Consider the following 20,447-nt stretch of genomic DNA (forward strand, 5'->3'; position numbering starts at 1 on the left):
GTTCAGACAAGGACTATCACGATGGCAATCGACTACACCCGACGTTCCGGCGAGTCCACTCCGTCGCAAGCACCGGTCAGCCTGAGCAAGATCACGCTCACAAAATCGGCGCCGACGGTCAACCTCGCGAAGGCGGGTGAACGACAAGGCAATATGCGCGTGAACCTCAACTGGTCACAGGGGGCACCACCGAAGAAGACCGGTTTTCTCGCCAAGCTCGCCGGCGCAGGCTCTGGTGCGGTCGACCTGGACCTCGGATGCCTCTACGAACTTGCCGACGGGTCCAAGGGAGTAGTTCAGGCCTTGGGTAACAGTTTCGGTTCACTGACTTCTCCGCCCTACATCTCCCTCGACGGCGACGACCGCAGTGGTGCGAACACCGGCGGCGAGAACATGCACGTCAATCTTGGTGACCCAAGCGCTTTCCGGCGAATCCTGATCTTCGCGATGATCTACGACGGCGCTCCCAACTGGGCGGCGGTGGACGGCGTCGTCACCTTGTATCCCACCAACGGGCCGGAGGTGGAAGTGCGACTCGACTCCGCCAGCAACCAGGAGCGACTGTGCGCGATCGCTCTCATCCAGAGTTCAGGTCAGGGCGTGACGGTGACCCGTGAAGTTCAGTACATCAACGGCAGTCAGTCAGATCTCGATCGGGCCTACAACTGGGGAATGAAATGGGCTGCCGGACGAAAGTAGGGGCTGCGGACGGGATCTCCCCCATCCGAATGACAATGTCCGAATCATCCACAATGTCGCAAGTTACTGGATAGTGTCGAGAAGTGGGGTCGGACATGAGGGGTCACGCTCGACACCGATAGTGGGTCGGTGACGCTATGTGCTTGGCGGCGCCGACGTTCGACCGGAAAGGCCCTCGATTTCCCCCGAGATCGAGGGCCTTTTCGTATCTTGCGTCACTGTTCGCACCCTTTCATTAGTTGATCGTTAAACTAGGCGTTCGTCCAACATGCACCGATGGAGAACGTGAATGTCCACGAATTCAGATCGACGCCCGCGCCTGCCCGTGAGAATCGCCTACCTCGCCGCAGGAGTTCTCTTTGTCGCCGCCATGCTCCTGTTGGCAAGCGTCGTCAACCCTGATCGGGACCGCGATTTCTCGATGAACCACGTCCCCGCGGGGACGTCGACGACCGCCTTCGCCGCAACGTCCGACCTCGGCTAACGAAGGTACCGGTACGTAAGTGGCGCACGTCACGAACTGTGGGTAGTTTCAACGCCGATGGTTCGCCGTAGGTCGGTATTGAGAGGGACGGCCAACCACTGCCCTGCCTGGTTGCCCCACCCAAGCAGGCAGGGCACCCCAGATCAGGCAGGCCCCGCCGATAATTTAAGCCTCAAGTAACTGTTACTCGGGAAAGACTTGTATCAAACCGGGACGAATCGTACATTTCATCCGGCAGTCGGCCTTCGTCCGACGCCTTTACCGTCAATGTCGACGGAACTTCTCTGAACACCACCACAAGTCGGCCACTTGTCGTGACCGCATTCGTCCTCGCGAAAGGCTCGCCCATGTTCGATTTCTTCGGCGCAATCTCCGGCTTCTTCGGCCTACTGTTCGGCACCGGCTCGTCGAGCGGGAGCTCGGGAGGAAGCAGCGACGCACCCGTCGCCCCGCCTACCTGATCCACAAGCCTCACCCGGCACCGATCCGCCGGGTGAGGCTCTCGCGAATCTCTTTGAAACACAACGTAACAGCACTTCAACTCCACCGACTTTTCTGCGGATCCACGCCGACACACTCCGGCGTCCGGACAGTTTCACCACATCGCCTGCAGTAATGGGTCCTGTGTCCGCCATTCTCCGTCGAGGCACACCCGCAGACCTCCCAACCGACAAGGCATGTGTTCGCCGTGAGCCGGTGTCCGTTGGGGCAGCAGTCCGGGGATTGCTCGGTCAACCGCATCTCCACATTTTCGCACACATGTTCGACAAGTTGGTACTGCACGCTGCACATTCGATTGCACCGGCCGCTTCCGGTCGGCCCGAGCGCAACTATCCCTTCCGTCACTTCGGTCTGCTTTAATACGAAGGCTTTGTCGGGGGTTTACCAATGTCCGAAGTTGTCGAGTTTCTGCGAGCACACGCAGGCGAACACGGGGTTGAACTATGGGTTTCTTCAAGAAGGCGGCTGTGACTGCTCTAGCGGTCGCTGCAGTCGGAGCATCAACAGGGATCGCATCAGCTGATCCGTCGACCGACGTGAATTACGAAGCGAAGGTCGTCGACAAGTCGATCGTCACCACCATCGACGCCGGGCTGTTCAAGGTGTCCGGCGACGGCAAGTCCGTCGTCTTGCAGGACAGCAAGGGAGCCGACCTTGTTTCCCTGCCTCTCGCATACAACCTCGGGGATCTACAGTTCCCCTTCGATCGCACGATCAGTGAAGACGGTAAGACCCTCACGCTGACACCGATCACCGATTCTGCGAAGGCAACACCTCGACCCGAGAGTGCGCCTGCGGCAAAGGAATGGACGCCCGTCGCCTCGCCCGAGGAGAATGATCGGGCGATTGCGCACTTCCAGAGCCAACTCGGACTCGGCACTCAGGTCGGCAGCCTGCTCGGCACCATCGTCGGCGCCGGAATCGGTTGCGCTGTCGGCGCTCCGCTGGGCTTGACCATCGTCGGACTCCCCGTCGCCGCGGCACTGTGCCTGGGTGGCCTCGCAACAGGCGCCGGAATCGGCGGTGTCGCCGGAACGATCCTCGGCGGCGGCGGCGCGGCTGTCGTAGCCGGCATCGATCTCGTCAACACGCTGAATGCTCCTGCAGGGACGACCGTCTGGGCTCAGTAGCCACTTGGTGGTCAGTCGCTGCTCCACGGAAAGCCCCGCCCGCCCGAAGAGGACGAGCGGGGTTTTTCGATTCAATGTGCAGGAGGATCTACGTGGTGCCCCCAGTCGGACTCGAACCGACACTTGACGGATTTTAAGTCCGTTGCCTCTGCCAATTGGGCTATGGGGGCCTTGCCGCACCCGACGGGTCGGGTGCGGCAGGGATCAGACTATCGGGTCGGTCTGAGCTACCGACATCGCGATGCCGTCGAGTATGTCGTGTTCGCTGACAACCAGTTCGGTGATCCCGGCTTTGGCTTCGAACGCTTGAGCCAGCACCGTGGTGATGATCGCTCCGCCGCCGATGACGTCCACCCGCCCCGGATGCATCGGGCCGAAGGCAGCACGATCAACCCGAGGCATAGCAATGAGACGCTCGCACACGTCGAACAGTTGATTGAACGAAATCCTCGACAGGTGCACCTTCTCGGCGTCGTACTCCGGAAGATCCTGCGCGATCGCGGCCAGCGTCGTCATGGTTCCAGCGACACCCACCCACGTGTGCGCCTTCTCGACGGGTACGGCCTCGAACGCCTCGGCAAGTTTCGTGGTCGCGAAAGCCGTCGCCTCGGAAACCTGCTCTGCTGTAGGCGGATCCGACGGTAAGCACCGCTCCGTGACGCGCACACAGCCGATGTCGGTGGAGTACGCAGCCTGGACGCCCGACGTGTCGCCGAGGACAACTTCGGTGGATCCGCCGCCGAGATCGACCACCACGAAGGGGCCCTCCGACGGATCGAGTTCTCCCACAGCACCGCTGAACGAGAGGCGCGCCTCTTCGTCGCCGGTGATGACCTCTGCTCCGGATCCGGGAACCACCGCGCCGAGCACGTCCCGCGTCATCGTGAAGAATTCTTCCCGATTCGCAGCGTCGCGAGTAGCCGAGGTGGCGACCATGCGAACGGCGGTTGCTCCGGCATCGGCGATCATCGACGCGTACTCGACCAGCGCGACCCGGGTGCGTTCGATGGCCTCGGGCGCGAATGTCCCTGTCGCATCAACACCTTGACCGAGTCGCACGACGCGCATCTCGCGCCGGACATCCACCAGACGACCGTCGGCGCCGACGTCCGCGATCAGCAGTCGAATGGAGTTGGTACCGCAATCGACTGCGGCGACACGGCGAGTCACCGGTCGGTGTTGTCGGCATCGTCGATGCCAGGCCAGTCCGCGGGAATTGCAGTGCCGCGCAGCTTTCCGTGACCGGCCAACGCGACGGACTCGTCACCGAGCGGGTTGACGCCGGGCCCCTTGGCAAGCGAATGTGCCATCAGCACGTGCAGGCACTTGACACGATCCGGCATTCCACCGCCGGCAAAGTCGGTTCCCAGAGATTCGATCGCGTCCCGCTCGGCAAGGTACGACTCGTATGCCCGTCGGTAGGCCGCGGCAAGTTCCGGATCCTGGGTCAGGCGTTCGGTCATTTCACGCATGACGCCGGCGGATTCCTGACGGCTCGCTTCGGCAGTCAGTCGCGGGTCCGTGAGGTAGTACAACGTCGGGAACGGTGTTCCGTCCGGAAGTTTGGGGGCGGTCTTGACCACGCCCGGCTGACCGTCCGGGCTGCGGTACGCGATCTCGATCACTCCGCGTGGCTCACGGCCCAATTGAGCGGCAACGGCGTCGAGATCCGCTTGTGAAACCTGTGGGGAATTTTCGGACGTGTTGCTCACCCGGTGGGTACTCCTTGTTCTTCTGGCTCTATCGGCGCCAACGGCATCGGGGCCGGTGTCGTCGTCTCGGGAACCACTGGCGGTTCCGAAATCGTTTGCCACAGATCGCGATACCACGGGCCTGTGAGCGGTGTTTCCTTTTCCTGCTTCTTCTCGGGTTCCTTGTAGTCACCGGGAAGCTGAACCTGGAACGGGGTCTCGCCCGGTTTGACGTACCGAAGGCGTTCTCGTGCAAGAGCTTCGATGTACGCAGGGTCGTCGAAGCGCGCGTTCTGCCCTTGCAGCTTTCGCAGCTCTTCCTCGAGTACCTGACGTTCGGCCGCCACCTGCGCGGCATCCGAACGCTGGCTGATGTAAGTACGGAGCGGCACTGCCAGTGTCAGCGCCAGCATGAGCACAACCATCGCGAGCACAACTGCCCGACTGGTGGACAAGCCGAAAATGGTGTTGTCCGACTTCGGAAGCCGAGACCAGAACTTGTTGGTTCCGCTCTTCCCCCGGGCCGACTTCGACCCTCGCGCCGACGCTTTCTCGGCGGAGACCCCCGGTTGCGCGGGGCCTGTCACAGCGGAATCGACTGCTTCCGGATCTACCGAAGGTTCCGACACGCGTGGGCGTCGGGCACTGTCCCGACGCGCACGCGACGGTGTGTCCCCACGACGGGAACCACGACCCCCCGGACTTCCGCCGGGGGATCGTGGCTTACCGCGCTGTGCAGACACTACTGAATCTTAGATTTCCGTCAGGCCTCGAAAGCGAAGCGCGGGAACGCAACCTCGCCGGCGTAACGTGCTGCGTCGCCGAGGTTTTCCTCGATGCGCAGCAGCTGGTTGTACTTGGCAACGCGCTCGCTGCGTGCCGGAGCACCGGTCTTGATCTGGCCGCTGCCGACGGCAACCGCGAGGTCGGCGATGGTGGTGTCCTCGGTCTCGCCGGAACGGTGGCTCATCATCGTCTTGTAGCCGTTGCGGTGAGCGAGATCGACGGCGTCGAGGGTCTCGGTCAGGGTGCCGATCTGGTTGACCTTCACCAGGAGTGCGTTGGCCGCACCCTTGACGATGCCTTCTTCGAGGCGCTCGGGGTTGGTGACGAAGAGGTCGTCGCCGACGAGCTGGATCTTGTTGCCGATCTGATCGGTGAGTGCGACCCAGCCGTCCCAGTCGTCTTCGTCGAGCGGATCCTCGATGGAAACGAGCGGGTAGGCGTCGATGAGCTCGGCGTAGAACGCCGCCATCTCGGCCGCGGTGCGGTTCTTGCCCTCGAACTTGTAGCCGGTGCCGTCGGTGTAGAACTCGGTGGCAGCGACGTCGAGAGCGAGCGCGACGTCGGTACCCAGCTTGAGGCCGGTCTTGCTCACGGCGATCGTGATGAGGTCGAGTGCTTCCTTGGTGCCTGCGACGTCGGGCGCGAATCCGCCTTCGTCGCCGAGACCGGTGGAGAGGCCCTTCTCCTTGAGAACCGACTTCAGGGAGTGGTAGACCTCGGCGCCCCAGCGCAGCGATTCCTTGAAGCTCGGTGCGCCGATGGGAGCAACCATGAACTCCTGGACGTCGACGCCGGTGTCTGCGTGCGCGCCACCGTTGAGGATGTTCATCATCGGGACAGGGAGAACGTGAGCGTTGGGGCCACCGACGTAGCGGAACAGCTCGAGGCCCGAGGACTCGGCGGCGGCGCGAGCCACGGCAAGCGAGGCACCGAGCAGAGCGTTTGCGCCGAGACGCGACTTGTCCGGGGTGCCGTCCGCGTCGAGCAGCGCCTGGTCGACCGTGCGCTGCTCGGTTGCGTCGATGCCGATGATGGCAGGAGCGATCTCGCCGAGCACAGCCTCCACGGCCTTCTCGACGCCCTTTCCGCCGTAGCGTGCGCCACCGTCGCGCAGTTCGACGGCTTCGTGCTCACCCGTCGAAGCGCCGGACGGCACCGCAGCCCTGGCGAAACTTCCGTCTTCGAGCAGAACCTCGACCTCAACCGTGGGGTTACCACGGGAATCAAGGATCTCGCGAGCTCCGACCTGCTCAATACTGGCCACTGTGTGGTTCTCCTTCGAATGGGCTTCGCATTGGGGCACGCTCTGCGTGCTTGACACTTGGGCTCCGACCCCTCCGGTCGAAAGAGGACCACGATCGCGGCTGGGCCTCTGCAGTGCCAGCACCTCTGTAGTGCCAGCACACAGCCTAACCGCACGGGCCGAAGGCTTCTTTATCGACGCGCGGTCACGGGTCCGACCTGCGGATCGATCACCGTCAGTCCGGCCGTACCCCGACTGAATACGCCGACGCGCGGTCACGGGTCCGACCTGCGGATCGATCACCGTCAGTCCGGCCGTACCCCGACTGAATACGCCGACGCACGATCACGAACGAGCGCGAGATAGTCGCCCGAGAGGTTGTACGCCATCAGTGCCTGCTGCCATCCGGCAGCGGAAGTGAGGTCTCCCCCGCGTGCACACAGGTAGCGGGCGGCCGTGAGGGCAGCGTCGTCGATGTTGTCGGGGTCCACCCGGCCGTCGCCGTTGGCGTCGACTCCCCATTTGAGCCACGTCTCGGGGATGAACTGCATGGGCCCCATCGCACGGTCGTGCACTGGATCGCCGTCCATCGCCCCGCCGTCGGTGTCGGGGATCTCGGCAACTCCCGGGCCACCGTCGAGAGGGATTCCCCGAATGATCGGAGCAACCTGGCCGAACGCGTCGACCGACGAGCCGTCGTAGGTCCCGTGGCGGCTCTCGACGCTGCCGATACCGGCCAAAGTTGTCCACCCGATTCCGCAGCCGGGAAGCGTCTCGGCCATCACCGCGGCGGCGTACCCGTAGGCCTCGAGTGCCGTCGTCCCGATCCCGATGTCGTCCGACAATCCCGCTGCCCAGTCGGCGAGTTGATCAGCACTGCGGCCGGGAGCATTGATGTCGATCGGCGGCGTCGGAGAGCCGGTACCTGGGGGTATGCCCTCGGGAATAGCAACCTTCGGTTCGTTCGATCCGCAAGCCACGACGCCTGCGCCCAGCAAAGCTGTTCCGGCAGCTACTGCTGCTACGGCTCGCGAGAGACGCCGGGGACTTCTGCGGGCTACGGGAGTTCGGTACACCCCTCCATCATCCACATGCGAGTGAACTACTCCCGAATCCATTGGTAAAGAACAGCAAAAGTACAGGTGAGGGCATGGTTCGCCGTCGATGATGGAGTATCTTCTTCTGAGTTAAGGCTGGCCTAGCCTCACGAACTTGTCCGAAGCTGTTACACCCTTCCTGTCAGGAGTCGCCCGTGCCCGTGTCGGTACTCGCTGCCGCGAGCACACCATCAGTTGCCACCCAGTTATTCGGCAGTGGCCTGATCGGTCTGCGCGAAGGCCTCGAAGCGGGCATCGTGGTGATGATTCTCGCCGCCTACCTCGTGAAGGCGCAGCGCAAGGACGCACTGAAATGGGTGTGGCTCGGCGTCGCGATCGCCGTCGCGATGGTGGCGATCATCTTCTTCGCGATCCACTACGGAACGTCGACGGTCGACGGCCTGACCGCAGAGATCATCGCGGGCGTTGCCTCCCTGATCGCCGTCGTCATCGTCACGATCATGGTCCTGTGGATGCGTACGGCAGCGAAGAACATTTCCGGAGATCTCAAGGCGGGGATGGAAAAGGCGCTCATTGCCGGACCCGTCGCCATTTTGTCGCTGGCATTCTTCGCGGTCGGTCGTGAAGGCGTCGAGACAGCGTTGCTCATGGTGGGGTACGCAGAGAACACCGCCGGCAGCTCCTGGCCGCTGGTCGGACTGCTCCTCGGAATTCTCTTGGCCGCCGTCTTGACCGTCGCCATGTACTTCGGCGCCCTCCGTCTCAACCTCACGACGTTCTTCCGGTACACGGCGATCTTCCTCATCGTCGTAGCCGCCGGAATCCTCTCGTACGGTGTTCGCGCTCTGCAGACCGGAAACGTCCTGCCGGGCGGTTCGAATCTCGCGTTCAACCTGACACCCGGCTACGACCCGTCGACCTGGTACGGCACCGTCCTCGCCGGAATCTTCAACTTCCGCCCGGACCCGACCGTCCTGCAAGCCGTCGCATGGCTCGTCTACCTCGTAGTCGTCCTAGCACTCTTCCTGCGTCCCCTTCCGTCGAAGCCAACCGAGCCGACGGCCCCGCCCGCGCACGACACACACGTTCCCGAAAAATCCTGAGAGGCATTGCCGACATGCGTAAATCCACCCTCGTACTGGCCACGGCTGCGGTACTTCCCTTCTCCCTCGCCGCGTGCACCGAGAAGACGACGGCGAACGACGGCGACATCACGGTCACCGCCACCGACGACTCATGTGAGGTCAGCGCCACGACGGGGACGACCGGCACGTCGACCTTCCAGGTGACGAACAACGGCTCCAAGGTCACCGAGTTCTACGTCTTCGCCGAGGGTGATCGAGCGATGGGCGAGGTCGAGAACATCGGCCCAGGACTGACCCGTCAGCTGATCGTCTCTCTCCCTGAAGCAGCGACCTACCAGCTCGCCTGCAAGCCGGGCATGGTCGGAACCGGCATCCGTCAGGACTTCGTCGTCACGGGCGATTCGCAGGCGGCCACCGACGAGAGCGGCCAGCTCGCCGAAGCTGCCGACGGTTACCGTCGCTACATCCGCAGCCAGATCGTCGCGCTGCAGGACACCGCAGCTCAGTTCGTCGCCGCAGTCCAGTCCGGCAACGTCGACCAGGCGAAGGCACTGTTCCCGATCGCACGTACCTACTACGAGCGCATCGAACCCGAAGCCGAGAGCTTCGGCGAGCTCGATCCCAAGCTGGACCTTCGCGAAGCGGATCTCGAGCCCGGTCAGGTCTGGACCGGGTTCCACCGCCTCGAGAAGGATCTGTGGGTGACCGGGCTTCAGCCGGACACCAACGCGGTCGCAGATCAGCTGCTCGAAGACATCCAGTACCTTGCCGACCAGGTGAACGCGGACGATTACACGATCGATCCCACCAAGATCGCCGGCGACGCTCAAGGGTTGCTCGACGAGATCTCGAAGTCGAAGATCAGCGGAGAAGAAGACATCTTCTCGCATACCGACCTCTGGGATTTCCAGGCCAACGTCGATGGCTCACAAGCGGCGATCGCGGCACTGAACCCGATTCTGCAGGAACGTAATCCCGAGCTCGCCCAGCGCATCGCTGACCGATTCGCCGACCTCGACGCTGCGCTGGCGCAGTTCCGGGTCGGCGACGGATTCGTGTACTACGACACCGTGACCGAGGCGCAGCGTCAGGAACTCTCGCGTAAAATCGATGCTCTGTCCGCCGAGGTCAGCCAGGTCCAGGAAGTAGTCGCGGGACAGTAGATGACTGATTCACCGAAAGGCACACCCGCTGCGGAAAGCACAGCACCGCAGGCAGTCTCACGGCGCCGACTGTTCGGCGCCGTGGGGGCGGGCGCCGTCCTGGCCGGTGCCGGTGCCGTCATCGGGCGGGTGACCGCCGACGAGAGTTCCGGCACCGATCACGCAGACGTGGTGGCCTTTCGCGGCGAGCATCAGGCAGGCATCACGACGCCGGCCCAGGATCGTATGCACTTCGTCGCTTTCGATGTGACGACGAAGTCGCGCGACGAACTGATCACGCTGCTGCAGACGTGGACGGCGATGGCCGAACGAATGACGGCGGGTCAGGAAGCAACCGAGGACGGAGCGACCGGCGACGGTCCGTATGCACCACCGAGCGATACGGGTGAGGCACTCGATCTCGCGCCGTCGCAACTCACCCTGACCATCGGATTCGGACCGTCACTTTTCGACGACCGGTTCGGTCTCGCAGACAAGAAACCTGCTGCCCTGCTCGATCTCCCCCACTTCCGTGCGGACAACCTCGATCCGAATCGCAGCGGGGGCGACATCGCCATCCAAGCGTGCGCCAACGACCCCCAGGTTGCCGTCCATGCGATCCGCAACCTCGCGCGAGTCGCGTTCGGGACCGCGTCGGTCAAATGGTCGCAACTCGGGTTCGGACGAACATCCTCGACCTCGACGACGCAGGCGACACCACGAAATCTGTTCGGGTTCAAGGACGGAACAGCCAACATCAAGGCGGAAGATCCAAACGCACTCGCCCAGCACGTCTGGGTTGATCCCACTGACGATCAGGCCTGGATGGCGGGCGGCTCATTCCTCGTCGCAAGACGAATCCGCATGCTGATCGAGCAGTGGGATCGCGCAGTACTCAAGGAACAGGAAGCTGTCATCGGCCGCTCCAAACGCAGCGGAGCGCCGCTCGGCGGCAAGGACGAGTTCGACGAGCTCGATCTCGATTCCAAAATGGGACACGACTTCGTCATCCCGGAGGATTCACACGTGCGCCTGGCCTCTGCCGAGGAACTCGGTGGGATTCAGATCTTGCGCCGCGGATACAACTTCACGGACGGCTCCGATGGCTTCGGCCACCTGGACGCGGGACTGTTTTTCGTTGCGTACTGCCGGAATCCGGTCGAGCAGTTTGTTCCGATGCAGCAAAACCTTTCACGACACGATGCGCTGAACGAATACATCCAGCACGTCGGTTCTGCGGTCTTCGCTTGCCCCGGCGGTCTCGCCGACGGGAGCTACTGGGGCTCCGCGCTGTTCGCGTAGCCGAACACCGGGACACCGGTCCAGGTTGCGATCTCGGAACGAAATCTGCGCACGGAGTACTTCTCGTACGAGCGTGCACCATTCACGTCCACTGCGGCGACATCTCGGATGCACTCGGCCACCGATTCCCAACTGTCGTCGTGGAAATGGAGTCCGTCGACACCATGTGTCACGGTTTCCGAAGCTCCCCCGATGCTGTTCGTAATCACGCGCGCACCCGCAGCCATTGCCTCCACCGGCATGATTCCGAAGTCTTCGATCGCCGGAAAGACGTATGCGAGTGCCTGCTGATACAGCGCAAAAAGCAACGCATCCGAGGGGCGCCGAACAATTCGAACGGGAACCGACGCAGAGTCAGCCATCGCGCGGAGCCGATCCTCTTCCGGGCCCGACCCTGCGATGACAGCAGCCGTTCCGGCCCGCTCGGCTGCCCGGATCACCCAGTCCAAACGCTTGTACGGAATGAACCTCGAGGCACCGAGAACGAATGGCGAGGGCAAACTGGATAGTAGCTGAATTTCGTTTTCGCTCAATCGGGACCGCCAATCCTCGACGGCGGAGATCCGGTCGACGTCCACCGGAGGGTGGATGACCCGTGATTGCACGCCCCAGGCTCGCTCAACCCGTCGACTGACGAACACACTGTTCGCTGCGAACGAGGCTCCCTCCGACGCTCTTTTGCGGTCGATCTTGCGCAGAATGGGTGATCCCAGCCTCGCGAGTGGCGAGTTTCCACGCTCGTCCAGTTCGGGATTCCACACGTACCTGGCGGGGGTGTGCACGTAGACGAATTTCCGGAATCGCGCAGACTGCTCCCTGAATGTTGCGTGATGGGCAAACACGTGGGAGCTGATCAGCGCGAAGTCATAGCCGCGGTTCTCCAACCCTCGCCAGGTGAACGGCATGACAGGCAACGAGAGCGCTTTGCTACGACGCAATGGCGTTGCAGCGAGCACACTTTCGTTGACATCGGTTGTCGAGTAACGCCCGGGAGCATCGTTCCACAGACAATAGAGGTCAGCGTCCGGATAACAGTTGACGAACTCGTCCAGCACCTTCTCTGCGCCGCCCGAACGCTCTATCCATTCATGGACGAGTACACCTGACATTTTCGGACTCCTATGCGCTTTTTTGGCGCTTCACAAACCTAGAGATTGCCGGATCGGCATCAAACAGACTACTGGTATGTTTACTGGCAACATACAGGCAACCGATCTTGACCGGAGTGATCACCATCGAGACTCAACTGGCCACGTGGTTCGGGTCGGCAGACAGGCCGTTGCTCGGATTCCTTCACGTGCCCTCTTCAGGAACTGTCCGAGAAGCCGTGGTCATGTGTCCCCCGCTGGGCAAGGAGCACATCGACACCTATCGCGGCATGCGACTTCTCGGCGAAAAACTCGCGGCACAGGGTATGGCCGCTTTTCGTTTCGAGTACGCGGGAGTCGGCGACTCGGCCGGTGCCGAAGACGATCCTGACGCTCTCACCCTCTGGCTGAAGAGCATCGTCAGCGCTGTGGACTATGTCCGACAAGCGGGCGCGGAATCCGTCAGCATCGTCGGACTGAGAGTTGGTGCCCTCCTGGCAGCGTCGGCATTGCAGGAGTGCGGACACGTCAACTCGATAGTCCTGTGGGACCCAATTCTGACCGGCCGCAACTACCTCAGGGAACAACGTGCGTTCTACGCGATCAGCGTCGGAGAGGACGATCCCGCCGACTCACGTGTGTCGATCATGGGTGGCGTGCTGGCTCCCGAATGCGCCGACCAACTGTCACGTCTCCGCATCACCGGACCATTTCTCGGACGTCCACGCACCCTTCTGGCCGTGAAGTCTTCGGTACTGGACAGCAGAGCTGTCGCCGGGCTCGCAGCAACTCTTGATCCCGAGATGATGATCTTGGAGAACCACGACGCGTTCACGTCGCCTCCCAGTTTCTACGTCGACATCCCCTACACACACATCAGCGAAATCGCACAGTGGTTGGATCGCCACGCGCCCACGAGTTCCTCCGCGTTCACTCCCGCGATCACCACCACAGCTCGCGTCGCGGTCACCGAAGTCGGCGAGGAGGTGTTCGAGACGTTGGAACGATTCGGCGCTCAGGAGCTCTTCGCGATCCGCACGCATCCCGCAACTTCTCCCGAATCCGAGGCAGGCAACATATCGACCACCGATGCGCCTCCCGAGCGCGGACTACTGTTCTTCACTACTGCAATCGAGCATCGAGTCGGGCCTGGCCGCTCGTGGGTGACCATCGCTCGTGAGGCCGCGGCTCTCTCGGTCACGAGTCTCCGATTCGACCGACGAGGGGTCGGCGACTCGGGTCCGATCGACGCCGACAATCCGACGTCGGTCTATTCACACGCGGCAGACGAGGACGCACGCACTGCCGTTGCCGCACTCGGCGCAGATCCGAGAAACCTCGTGATGACCGGATTGTGTTCGGGGGCATGGACCTCAGCGTCCATGGCGCTCCAGATGGGTGCGAGATCGACAATACTCGTAAACATGATCTTGTGGTCGGTGAGGCGCAAGAAGTCCCTGATGGATGCTGTCTTGCCGGAGGCTCCTCGAATCGATCCAGGTGCCGAAACCACGAAACTTCCCCTCCGCGGACGGGTGAAAGGCGTACTGCAGTCCCGTCTCCCCTATCCAGCGTGGAAGCTTCTGGGAATCAGGGGAATCACGCAGGTTCCTGAGGTAATGCTGGAGGCACTCTGCAAGCGTGGGGTGGATACCACCGTCATCCTCTCCCCCGCGGACGCCGCATGGTTCAATCAGCAACGCGGACCCGAAGGCGTTGCCCGGATGACTCACCGAGGACAAACGTTCGACGCGATCATGCCACCGGTCGGCGATCACCCGTCCTACCATCGTGACCTCCGAAATATCGTGCAAACAAAGGCGATTTCTTCGATAGCGAAAGCATTCGGAATTACGACGGTCCCTCGGGCCGACACGGCGAATGCGAACCGGTTCATCGCGTGAACACATCATTCATGTTTGTTGCTGCAATCTTCGCAGTACCCATCGTCGTTGCGATCTACCAGCGACCACAACGCGGCTTGCTGCTTGTTGCACTGTTCGCTCCGCTCCACGGTCTGTTGGCGATCATTCCCGGCGGGACATCGATGGCCGGTTGGAAGGAGGGGTTGCTCCTGCTCACGTTGGGATGCACCTTCGTCAGCCCCAATCGCCTTCGGGTAGTGCGCCCCTCGATGCCTTGGTGGCCGGCTGCCGCGGCCTGGGTAGCTTTCGGTTCCGCGTCAGCACTGCTTCTGTCCGGTATCGCCGGGGTGACATCGATAAAGATCACCTACTTCTACATCTTGATACCCGTCATTCTCTGGCGCGCACCGTTCTCGCGGGACGACCGAGATCATCTCGTGTCCGTCCTGATGGGTATGGGGATACTGACAGCAGTCATCGGACTCCTTCAGCAAGCAGTAGGGCCTGCATACCTGGTGGATCTCGGCTACAGCTACACCGAACAGATTCGAATCACCGGCTCGATCTTGCGAAGCTTCAGCACTTTCACCGGTCCGTTTGCGTTCGGTCTCTTCGTGATGCTGAGTTTGATCGTCGGTATTTCGGTCGCTCTCGCGGATCCGAAACGGCTGCGCAACATTATCTTTCTGGCCGCAACTCCGATCATGGTCGTAGGCATGGGAGTCTCGATTGTGCGGGCCAGCTACATCGGGTTGGCTGTCGGGCTTCTCTGGATTGCCGTATACAAGTATCGGTCTATCTTGATGTTGTTCGGCGCGGCTGCCGCTGCCGTTCCCTTTGTACTTCTGTTGGCACCACCATCAATCGTCAAACCACTGTTCTCGTCGTACAGTCTCGAAGAACGCGGTAGCGGATGGTCGTCGACAATCAGCTCGCTGTTCGTGCATCCACTCGGGCAAGGTCTGGGCGCAACAGGATCCGCGGCAGCAAAGGCGGCGGAAGCAGCGCAACCGATGCTCAACACGATGACGATCAAGGCCGCGACAACACTTGGGCTGATCCCCTATCAGCCCGACAACTACTACATGAAAGTCGCAGTCGAGCTCGGACCGATCGGCTTGTGGATTTTTGTCCTGGTCCTCATATCTTCCGGAGCGTCCGCGCTGAGGGCATCGCGTGTGCTTCCCGGCTCGGACGGCGCTTTGGCTCTCGGTGTCAGCGCCTCGATCGTCGCGGCCGCGGTCGCTTCTGTCGTCTCGACATATTTCGAGATATTTCCCCTCGACCTCTACTTTTGGCTACTGATTGGAACCGTGGGATGCGCACTGACTCAACACCACTCGGAGAAAGAAGCGATATCCGATCACGAATCACCCTCGGAGCCATGGCACTCCGACCTGGTGGGGGCGGCGTCCAAACCTATGCACGCGAACTACTCCGAGAACTCTCCCCACTGATCAGCGAATCGACGAACCTCAGCGCAACAGTGCAAATCGACGCTGTCGATGAGATTCCAACCGGAGTGCGCGCCGTGACGCGCCCTGTTGCCTCCGGAGCACGCAGAGCCGCGTGGGCGATGGTGCCGGTCGCGGGCAGCGACTTGTTCCACAGCCTCGACGTCGACCTCCCGATCGGGCAAGGCGGCCTGAAGATCTCGACGTTTCACGACATGTCGGTATTCGACGTTCCGTGGGCCTTCAGTCGATATCGAGCAGCTGGCGAACGCCGACTCCTGTCCGCGGCGCTACGCAAGGCCGACGTCGTCATTGCAGTATCGGACTTCACCGCCGAACGAATACTCGCACTGAGCGGTCGGCATGCCGTTGTCACGCCGCTGGCACCCGCATCCTGGGCCACGATCCCCACCGAAGCTGCAGTGACCGAAGTTCGGCGGCGATTGAAACTACCGGAGCGATTCGTGCTGCAGGTCGGAACGATCGAACCTCGAAAAGATGTCGCTCTGGTCGCCGAAGCGTGCACGGAGCTGTCGATTCCTTTTCTGCTGGCGGGCTCCGGCTCGACTGGCCCCGACGCGCCCCGTTCCGCCCGAGGATTGGGTTACGTCGCGACAGAAGACCTTCCGGCACTCTATTCCGCCGCAACTGCTGTCGCTTACTCCTCCCACTACGAGGGGTTCGGTCTGCCGCCACTCGAAGCCATGGCGTGCGGCGCGGCAGTGGTTGCGAGTGCGGTCGGAGCACTGACCGAATTCGCCGACAACGCCGCCGTGCTTGTCCGCAAGCACGACAAGGCTTCCTGGTTGGCCGCTCTTCGCTCAGTCGTCCTGGACGACGATGTCAACACCGCACTCCGTATATCTGCGCCACGTGTCGCGGCCCGATCGACGTGGACCCGAACAGCCGAATACACGGTTGACGCGTACCGCACTGCAGGGCTGAGCGTGTGAGTTGCTCATGACGAATCGCAATTCGACGGGCACCGAGCCCGTATCGCCGCGAGAGTTCGCCGAATTGCGCCAGGCCGCTATCGACAAGTTCGAGAAGGAACGTCGCGAGCGAGAGACGAAAATCCACGGGCCGGCCGCTCCGGATTTGACTGCGAACGATGCACGCCGAAGCACTGCGATCATGCTCGGAAGCCGGATCGCAGTGGCAGCGATGGGGTGGACCGGCTCGGTTCTGATCGCGCGTTCGATCAGCCCTGACGAATTCGGTCAGTTCTCCCTCATCTTCGGATTGCTCGGATTGTTGTCCGTCGTCACCGATCTCGGCGTCGGCCGAGTGGTGCTCGCGAAGTTGGTCGAGTGCAATCCGTGGGAAGTTTCGCTGGTCACCACCGCGTTCATATCCCTACGGGTCGCCCTTGGTCTTTTCGGATACATCGTCGCGGTGGGTTATGTCTGGATTCTCCGCTACCCCGCAGAAGTGGTCGAAGCAACGGCGGTCGCTGGTTTGGTCGTTGTCGTTGCCACTCCCAGCCATGCACTTTCCGTCATGTACCAGAGCCGCCTGCGCATGACGTATGTCGCGATCGCCGAGGGCGTCGGGCAACTCGCCCAGCTTGTCGCGACCATCGTCGCGGTTTTGTGGCAGCCGATCCTCCTCGTTCTCGTCATCCCTGCGGTTATCAACGAAGTGGTCGCGGCCGTCGTGAAAGTGCGCGGTGTCCGAAAGGGCGTCGCCGGGCCTAGGCCGTCGTCACGAGCGCAGTTTCGTAGGTGGCGGGAAATGCTGATCGAAGCAATCCCTTTGAGCATCGGCTTCGCTTTGGTCACGCTTCTGTCCAAAGTGGATGTGCTGCTCTTGGGCAAGCTCGATACTTTCGATTCGGTCGGCTTGTACACCATCGGGTACAAATTCGCGGACCTTCTGCAAATCGTCGCAATCACCGTAGTCACCCCGGTAACAACACTTCTCGTGTCCTATTGGCCCGACAGCGTGGCAGTGTTCCGCGAACGAAGCCGCGAAACATTCATCGTCCTGACAGTTCTCGGGAGCGCATCGATCGCCGCGTTCTGGCCTGCTGCCACCGGAGTGCTCACCTTTCTGTACGGAGAGCGGTTCGCAATTGCAGGGACCTCGACGCGACTGTTGGTGCTTGGCGCATGCTTCTCGATGCTCACCCAGTTGGGGTTGATGATCCTGGTTGCGAGCGGCCGGCATCGAATATATCCGTGGATTGCATTGGGCGGCTTACTCTTCAATATCGTGGTCAACATCGTGTTGATTCCTCGAATGTCATTCAACGGAGCGGCAGTTGCGACCGTATCGACCGAACTGCTTCTTTTCGTTGCAATTTGGGTTGTAGTGCGGCAAAGTCTGCCGGTTCACAGAATGTTTCCGATGCTCCCGCTCGGAGCGGCCGTCGCCCTCTGCGCGGTGGTCACAGTGGCAGGAACGATCTGCGTCGAAAGGTTGGGCGTGCCATGGCCAGTCGTTTCGGTTCTCGCTCCACTTGGGACAGTCGGAATCTATGCACTTGTATCGCTCGCGGGCGGGAAGTCGCCACTCGCAATGGTAAAACCCGACAGGGAAGTAAAATGACACGAACGATCATTTTCGTCAGCCACACTGGAGAGATCTCCGGCGCCGAACTGGTCATGCTCCAACTGATGCGTTTGGCACACGAGCAGGGTTTCACGGTAATGTTGGCTTGTCCGGAAGGGCCGCTGAGGGATCGCGCACGCGCGTCAGTCGACTTCGAAACGGTCACGCTACCAACCCTGTCGCTCAGAGGCGAAGGGGGTCTGGCACGCGTCCTGGCGATTCTCGAAGTTGCAAAGAATTGGCGAATTGCCGGGCGCATCATTGCGTCTCGGGCTCAGTCGGCCAGCTCGACCGTGATAGTCAACTCACTGTTCGCATTGCCGGTGATCAGGCTCGGCCGCGTACCGCAACGTGCAACGTGGCTTGTCCACGACACTCTCTCGAGCACAAAACAACGATTCGTCGTACGGATTGCAAAACCCGGGATCCGACGAGCAGTCGCCGTCTCCGGACCGACATCGCTTCCTGTTCTTTCGCTGGGAATTCCCACCTCGGTGTCACGACTTGGTGTTGTAGTTCCCCCTGAGGTAACGGAAGTTCGATCACCGGCACGCCGAGTTGTCGGAATCATCGGGTCACTGACGCCGTGGAAAGGCCACTTGGTGTTGATGGATGCCATCGCCCGCACAGTAGACGTCCAACTCGAAATCGCCGGACTTCCGTTCCCGGGCGATGAAATGTACGCACAAGTACTTCGTGAACGCGCACAGCAGCCGGATCTGGCGGGTCGCGTCACATTTCTCGGATATGTCGATTCACTGGCAACTATCAAAGGATGGGACATCGCGATTTCTGCGAGCACCTCTCCCGAAGCCGGCCCACTCGTGGCACTCGAAGCAATGAGCATCGGAGTGCCAGTCGTCGGAACCGATCTCGGCGGCACCAGCGAGCTGCTGGGGGACGGCGCCGGATCGCTCGTCGAGCCATCTGATTCAGTAGAACTCGCAGCCGAGATAACGAGACTGTTGGAGGACGGGAGTGCACGATCCGAATTGTCACGCATCGGCCGGCGGAAGGTAGAGGACCGATATGACATCCAGAAGAATCTTCCGGCTCTGCTGAAGGAGCTCATCGATGGCTAAGGCACGTCGAGTCGCCGCAGTCGCAGTGGTCTTGTTGATTGTCGGATTGGTAGTCCATTCTTCGATTACCGCAACCGGCGAACCTTGCGCAGTTCAACCTTCGTCAGACAATACTGGCATCGCACTTGGTTCCGGCTATACCGCAATGAGTGACGCCGAAATGGATCGAACGGTGGAAGCTATTCGATCATCGGGTTCGCACTGGGTCAGATTCGACATCGACTGGTCCGCCATCGAAAGTACCGAGGGCACCTTCGACTGGTCCGGAACCGATCGCCTCGTGGACATCGCGAAATCTTCCGGGCTCGAGATTCTCGGTCTCATCACCTACACGCCTGCCTGGGCAAGAGATCCGGCAGCGACGAGTCCTGACACGCATACCCGTCCGGCCGACCCGGACGCGTTCGGTAGGTTCGCGGCGCTTGCCGCTGCCCGCTACTCGAATTCCATTTCGTCATGGGAGATCTGGAACGAGCCCAATCTCCAAACATTCTTCAATCCGACGCCGGATCCTGAGTATTACTCGAAGCTGCTCGCCGCATCGAGCGTAGCAATCGAGGCAGTGCAACCGGGCGCAACAATTGTCTCCGGTGGCTTGTCCCCCGCAACTGACAACGGCGCTGACATAAGCCCCACGACGTTCCTCGCGAACATCTACGAATATGGAGCTGGACAACACTTCGACGTTGTCGGAATGCATCCGTACACCTACCCGGCACTGCCCTCGGACCCGTTGACTCGAAACTGGAACTCTTTCTATCGAATGCGGCTGATGCACGACACAATGGTTGCAAACGGCGACTCGACCAAATCTATTTGGGCGACCGAATTCGGGGCACCAACAGGAACTGGTCTCGACGCTGTGACCGAGTCGATGCAAGCCGAGATACTGCGTGACGGATTCAACGAAGCGCGTAGCCTCGGGTTCGTTCAGAAGGTCTTCGTTTACAGTCTCCAGGACCGCGGCTCCGATCCCGGTGATCGCGAACAAAACTTTGGCCTTCTGGATCTCGACTTCGAACCGAAGCCCGCAATGGCCGTGTTGCAAGATGCAAACGAAACTGGAGGATGCCTCTGAACTATTGATCATTTTCGACCACAGTCACCGAGAAAATCGGACAATACCAACCGGCGCATTTCGCAGTAGCACCCAACCGGACGGAAGTACTGCAGAACCGACTTCGAGACTGGTGCCAAGTGACCCAATTCATGCAATTCTTTGATTTGTCGGATTGGTCATCTAGTTCGGCTTCCAACTTGTCTGTCCCGCACCGGTTTCGAGTC

Annotated in this window: 18 protein-coding genes and 1 tRNA gene; 12 read left to right on the forward strand and 7 right to left on the reverse strand. The window is 61.3% G+C overall.

Going from position 1 to position 20,447, the window contains the following annotated elements; translation table 11 throughout:
* The first annotated feature begins 21 nt into the window (after nt 1–21).
* From BH682_RS20745 to BH682_RS20760, 3 genes are all read left to right on the forward strand, one after another.
* Nucleotides 22–699, forward strand: coding sequence for a TerD family protein (locus tag BH682_RS20745; RefSeq protein WP_007728823.1), 678 nt, complete (start codon nt 22–24; stop codon nt 697–699).
* Between the two features lie 289 nt (nt 700–988).
* Nucleotides 989–1,183: a hypothetical protein gene (locus BH682_RS20750; protein WP_007728824.1), complete on the forward strand. Its 195-nt coding sequence runs from the start codon at nt 989–991 to the stop codon at nt 1,181–1,183.
* Between the two features lie 944 nt (nt 1,184–2,127).
* On the forward strand, nt 2,128–2,814 hold the full coding sequence (locus BH682_RS20760) for a hypothetical protein (RefSeq protein ID WP_007728826.1): 687 nt from the start codon (nt 2,128–2,130) through the stop codon (nt 2,812–2,814).
* A gap of 93 nt (nt 2,815–2,907) precedes the next feature.
* On the opposite strand, the gene BH682_RS20765 is transcribed toward BH682_RS20760, so the two are convergent.
* The 6 genes from BH682_RS20765 to BH682_RS20790 form a co-directional block, all read right to left on the reverse strand.
* Nucleotides 2,908–2,984: transfer RNA gene (locus tag BH682_RS20765), tRNA-Leu, on the reverse strand.
* Between the two features lie 34 nt (nt 2,985–3,018).
* Nucleotides 3,019–3,984: a Ppx/GppA phosphatase family protein gene (locus tag BH682_RS20770; RefSeq protein WP_063316806.1), complete on the reverse strand. Its 966-nt coding sequence runs from the start codon at nt 3,982–3,984 to the stop codon at nt 3,019–3,021.
* The gene (locus BH682_RS20775; protein WP_003946286.1) at nt 3,981–4,526 is read right to left on the reverse strand and encodes a DUF501 domain-containing protein; all 546 of its coding nucleotides are present in this window, start codon (nt 4,524–4,526) and stop codon (nt 3,981–3,983) included. The genes BH682_RS20770 and BH682_RS20775 overlap by 4 nt, the downstream gene beginning before the upstream one ends.
* Nucleotides 4,523–5,092: an FtsB family cell division protein gene (locus BH682_RS20780; protein WP_231915783.1), complete on the reverse strand. Its 570-nt coding sequence runs from the start codon at nt 5,090–5,092 to the stop codon at nt 4,523–4,525. Before BH682_RS20780 ends, BH682_RS20775 begins: the two co-directional genes overlap by 4 nt.
* Nucleotides 5,093–5,268: 176 nt before the next feature.
* Nucleotides 5,269–6,555 (reverse strand): phosphopyruvate hydratase, encoded by a 1,287-nt coding sequence (eno, locus tag BH682_RS20785; RefSeq protein ID WP_063316804.1) that lies wholly within the window; start codon nt 6,553–6,555, stop codon nt 5,269–5,271.
* Between the two features lie 284 nt (nt 6,556–6,839).
* A complete protein-coding gene (locus BH682_RS20790; protein WP_087503791.1) occupies nt 6,840–7,652 on the reverse strand; it encodes a lytic transglycosylase domain-containing protein in 813 nt (270 codons plus the stop codon).
* Between the two features lie 140 nt (nt 7,653–7,792).
* On the opposite strand from BH682_RS20790, the gene efeU reads away from it, so the two are divergent.
* From efeU to efeB, 3 genes are read left to right on the forward strand one after another with little or no spacing between them, the layout of a single operon-like run.
* A complete protein-coding gene (efeU, locus tag BH682_RS20795) occupies nt 7,793–8,695 on the forward strand; it encodes an iron uptake transporter permease EfeU (protein ID WP_058037265.1) in 903 nt (300 codons plus the stop codon).
* Nucleotides 8,696–8,709: 14 nt separating this feature from the next.
* On the forward strand, nt 8,710–9,840 hold the full coding sequence (gene efeO, locus BH682_RS20800; protein ID WP_058037256.1) for an iron uptake system protein EfeO: 1,131 nt from the start codon (nt 8,710–8,712) through the stop codon (nt 9,838–9,840).
* Nucleotides 9,841–11,121: an iron uptake transporter deferrochelatase/peroxidase subunit gene (gene efeB, locus BH682_RS20805; RefSeq protein WP_075833971.1), complete on the forward strand. Its 1,281-nt coding sequence runs from the start codon at nt 9,841–9,843 to the stop codon at nt 11,119–11,121.
* On the opposite strand, the gene BH682_RS20810 is transcribed toward efeB, so the two are convergent.
* Complete coding sequence (locus tag BH682_RS20810) at nt 11,094–12,230, reverse strand: glycosyltransferase (RefSeq protein WP_075833973.1); 1,137 nt, start codon at nt 12,228–12,230, stop codon at nt 11,094–11,096. The two genes, efeB and BH682_RS20810, sit on opposite strands and share 28 nt — an antisense overlap.
* Nucleotides 12,231–12,346: 116 nt before the next feature.
* Here BH682_RS20810 and BH682_RS20815 point away from each other — a divergent pair, with 116 nt between their 5' ends.
* From BH682_RS20815 to BH682_RS20840, 6 genes are read left to right on the forward strand one after another with little or no spacing between them, the layout of a single operon-like run.
* A complete protein-coding gene (locus tag BH682_RS20815; RefSeq protein ID WP_083954702.1) occupies nt 12,347–14,113 on the forward strand; it encodes an alpha/beta hydrolase in 1,767 nt (588 codons plus the stop codon).
* Nucleotides 14,114–14,124: 11 nt separating this feature from the next.
* A complete protein-coding gene (locus BH682_RS36420) occupies nt 14,125–15,531 on the forward strand; it encodes an O-antigen ligase family protein (RefSeq protein WP_223304407.1) in 1,407 nt (468 codons plus the stop codon).
* Entirely contained in the window at nt 15,459–16,481 is a 1,023-nt protein-coding gene (locus BH682_RS20825) for a glycosyltransferase family 4 protein (protein ID WP_223304406.1), read from the forward strand. Before BH682_RS36420 ends, BH682_RS20825 begins: the two co-directional genes overlap by 73 nt.
* A 7-nt stretch (nt 16,482–16,488) precedes the next feature.
* Nucleotides 16,489–18,078 (forward strand): flippase, encoded by a 1,590-nt coding sequence (locus tag BH682_RS20830; RefSeq protein WP_063316863.1) that lies wholly within the window; start codon nt 16,489–16,491, stop codon nt 18,076–18,078.
* On the forward strand, nt 18,075–19,163 hold the full coding sequence (locus tag BH682_RS20835) for a glycosyltransferase family 4 protein (protein WP_063316799.1): 1,089 nt from the start codon (nt 18,075–18,077) through the stop codon (nt 19,161–19,163). The genes BH682_RS20830 and BH682_RS20835 overlap by 4 nt, the downstream gene beginning before the upstream one ends.
* Nucleotides 19,156–20,241 (forward strand): beta-xylosidase, encoded by a 1,086-nt coding sequence (locus BH682_RS20840; RefSeq protein WP_054827664.1) that lies wholly within the window; start codon nt 19,156–19,158, stop codon nt 20,239–20,241. The genes BH682_RS20835 and BH682_RS20840 overlap by 8 nt, the downstream gene beginning before the upstream one ends.
* The last annotated feature ends 206 nt before the right edge of the window (nt 20,242–20,447 follow it).

The sequence above is a fragment of the Rhodococcus sp. YL-1 genome, from assembly GCF_001942025.1.
In the GTDB taxonomy this organism is placed as follows: domain Bacteria; phylum Actinomycetota; class Actinomycetes; order Mycobacteriales; family Mycobacteriaceae; genus Rhodococcus_F; species Rhodococcus_F qingshengii.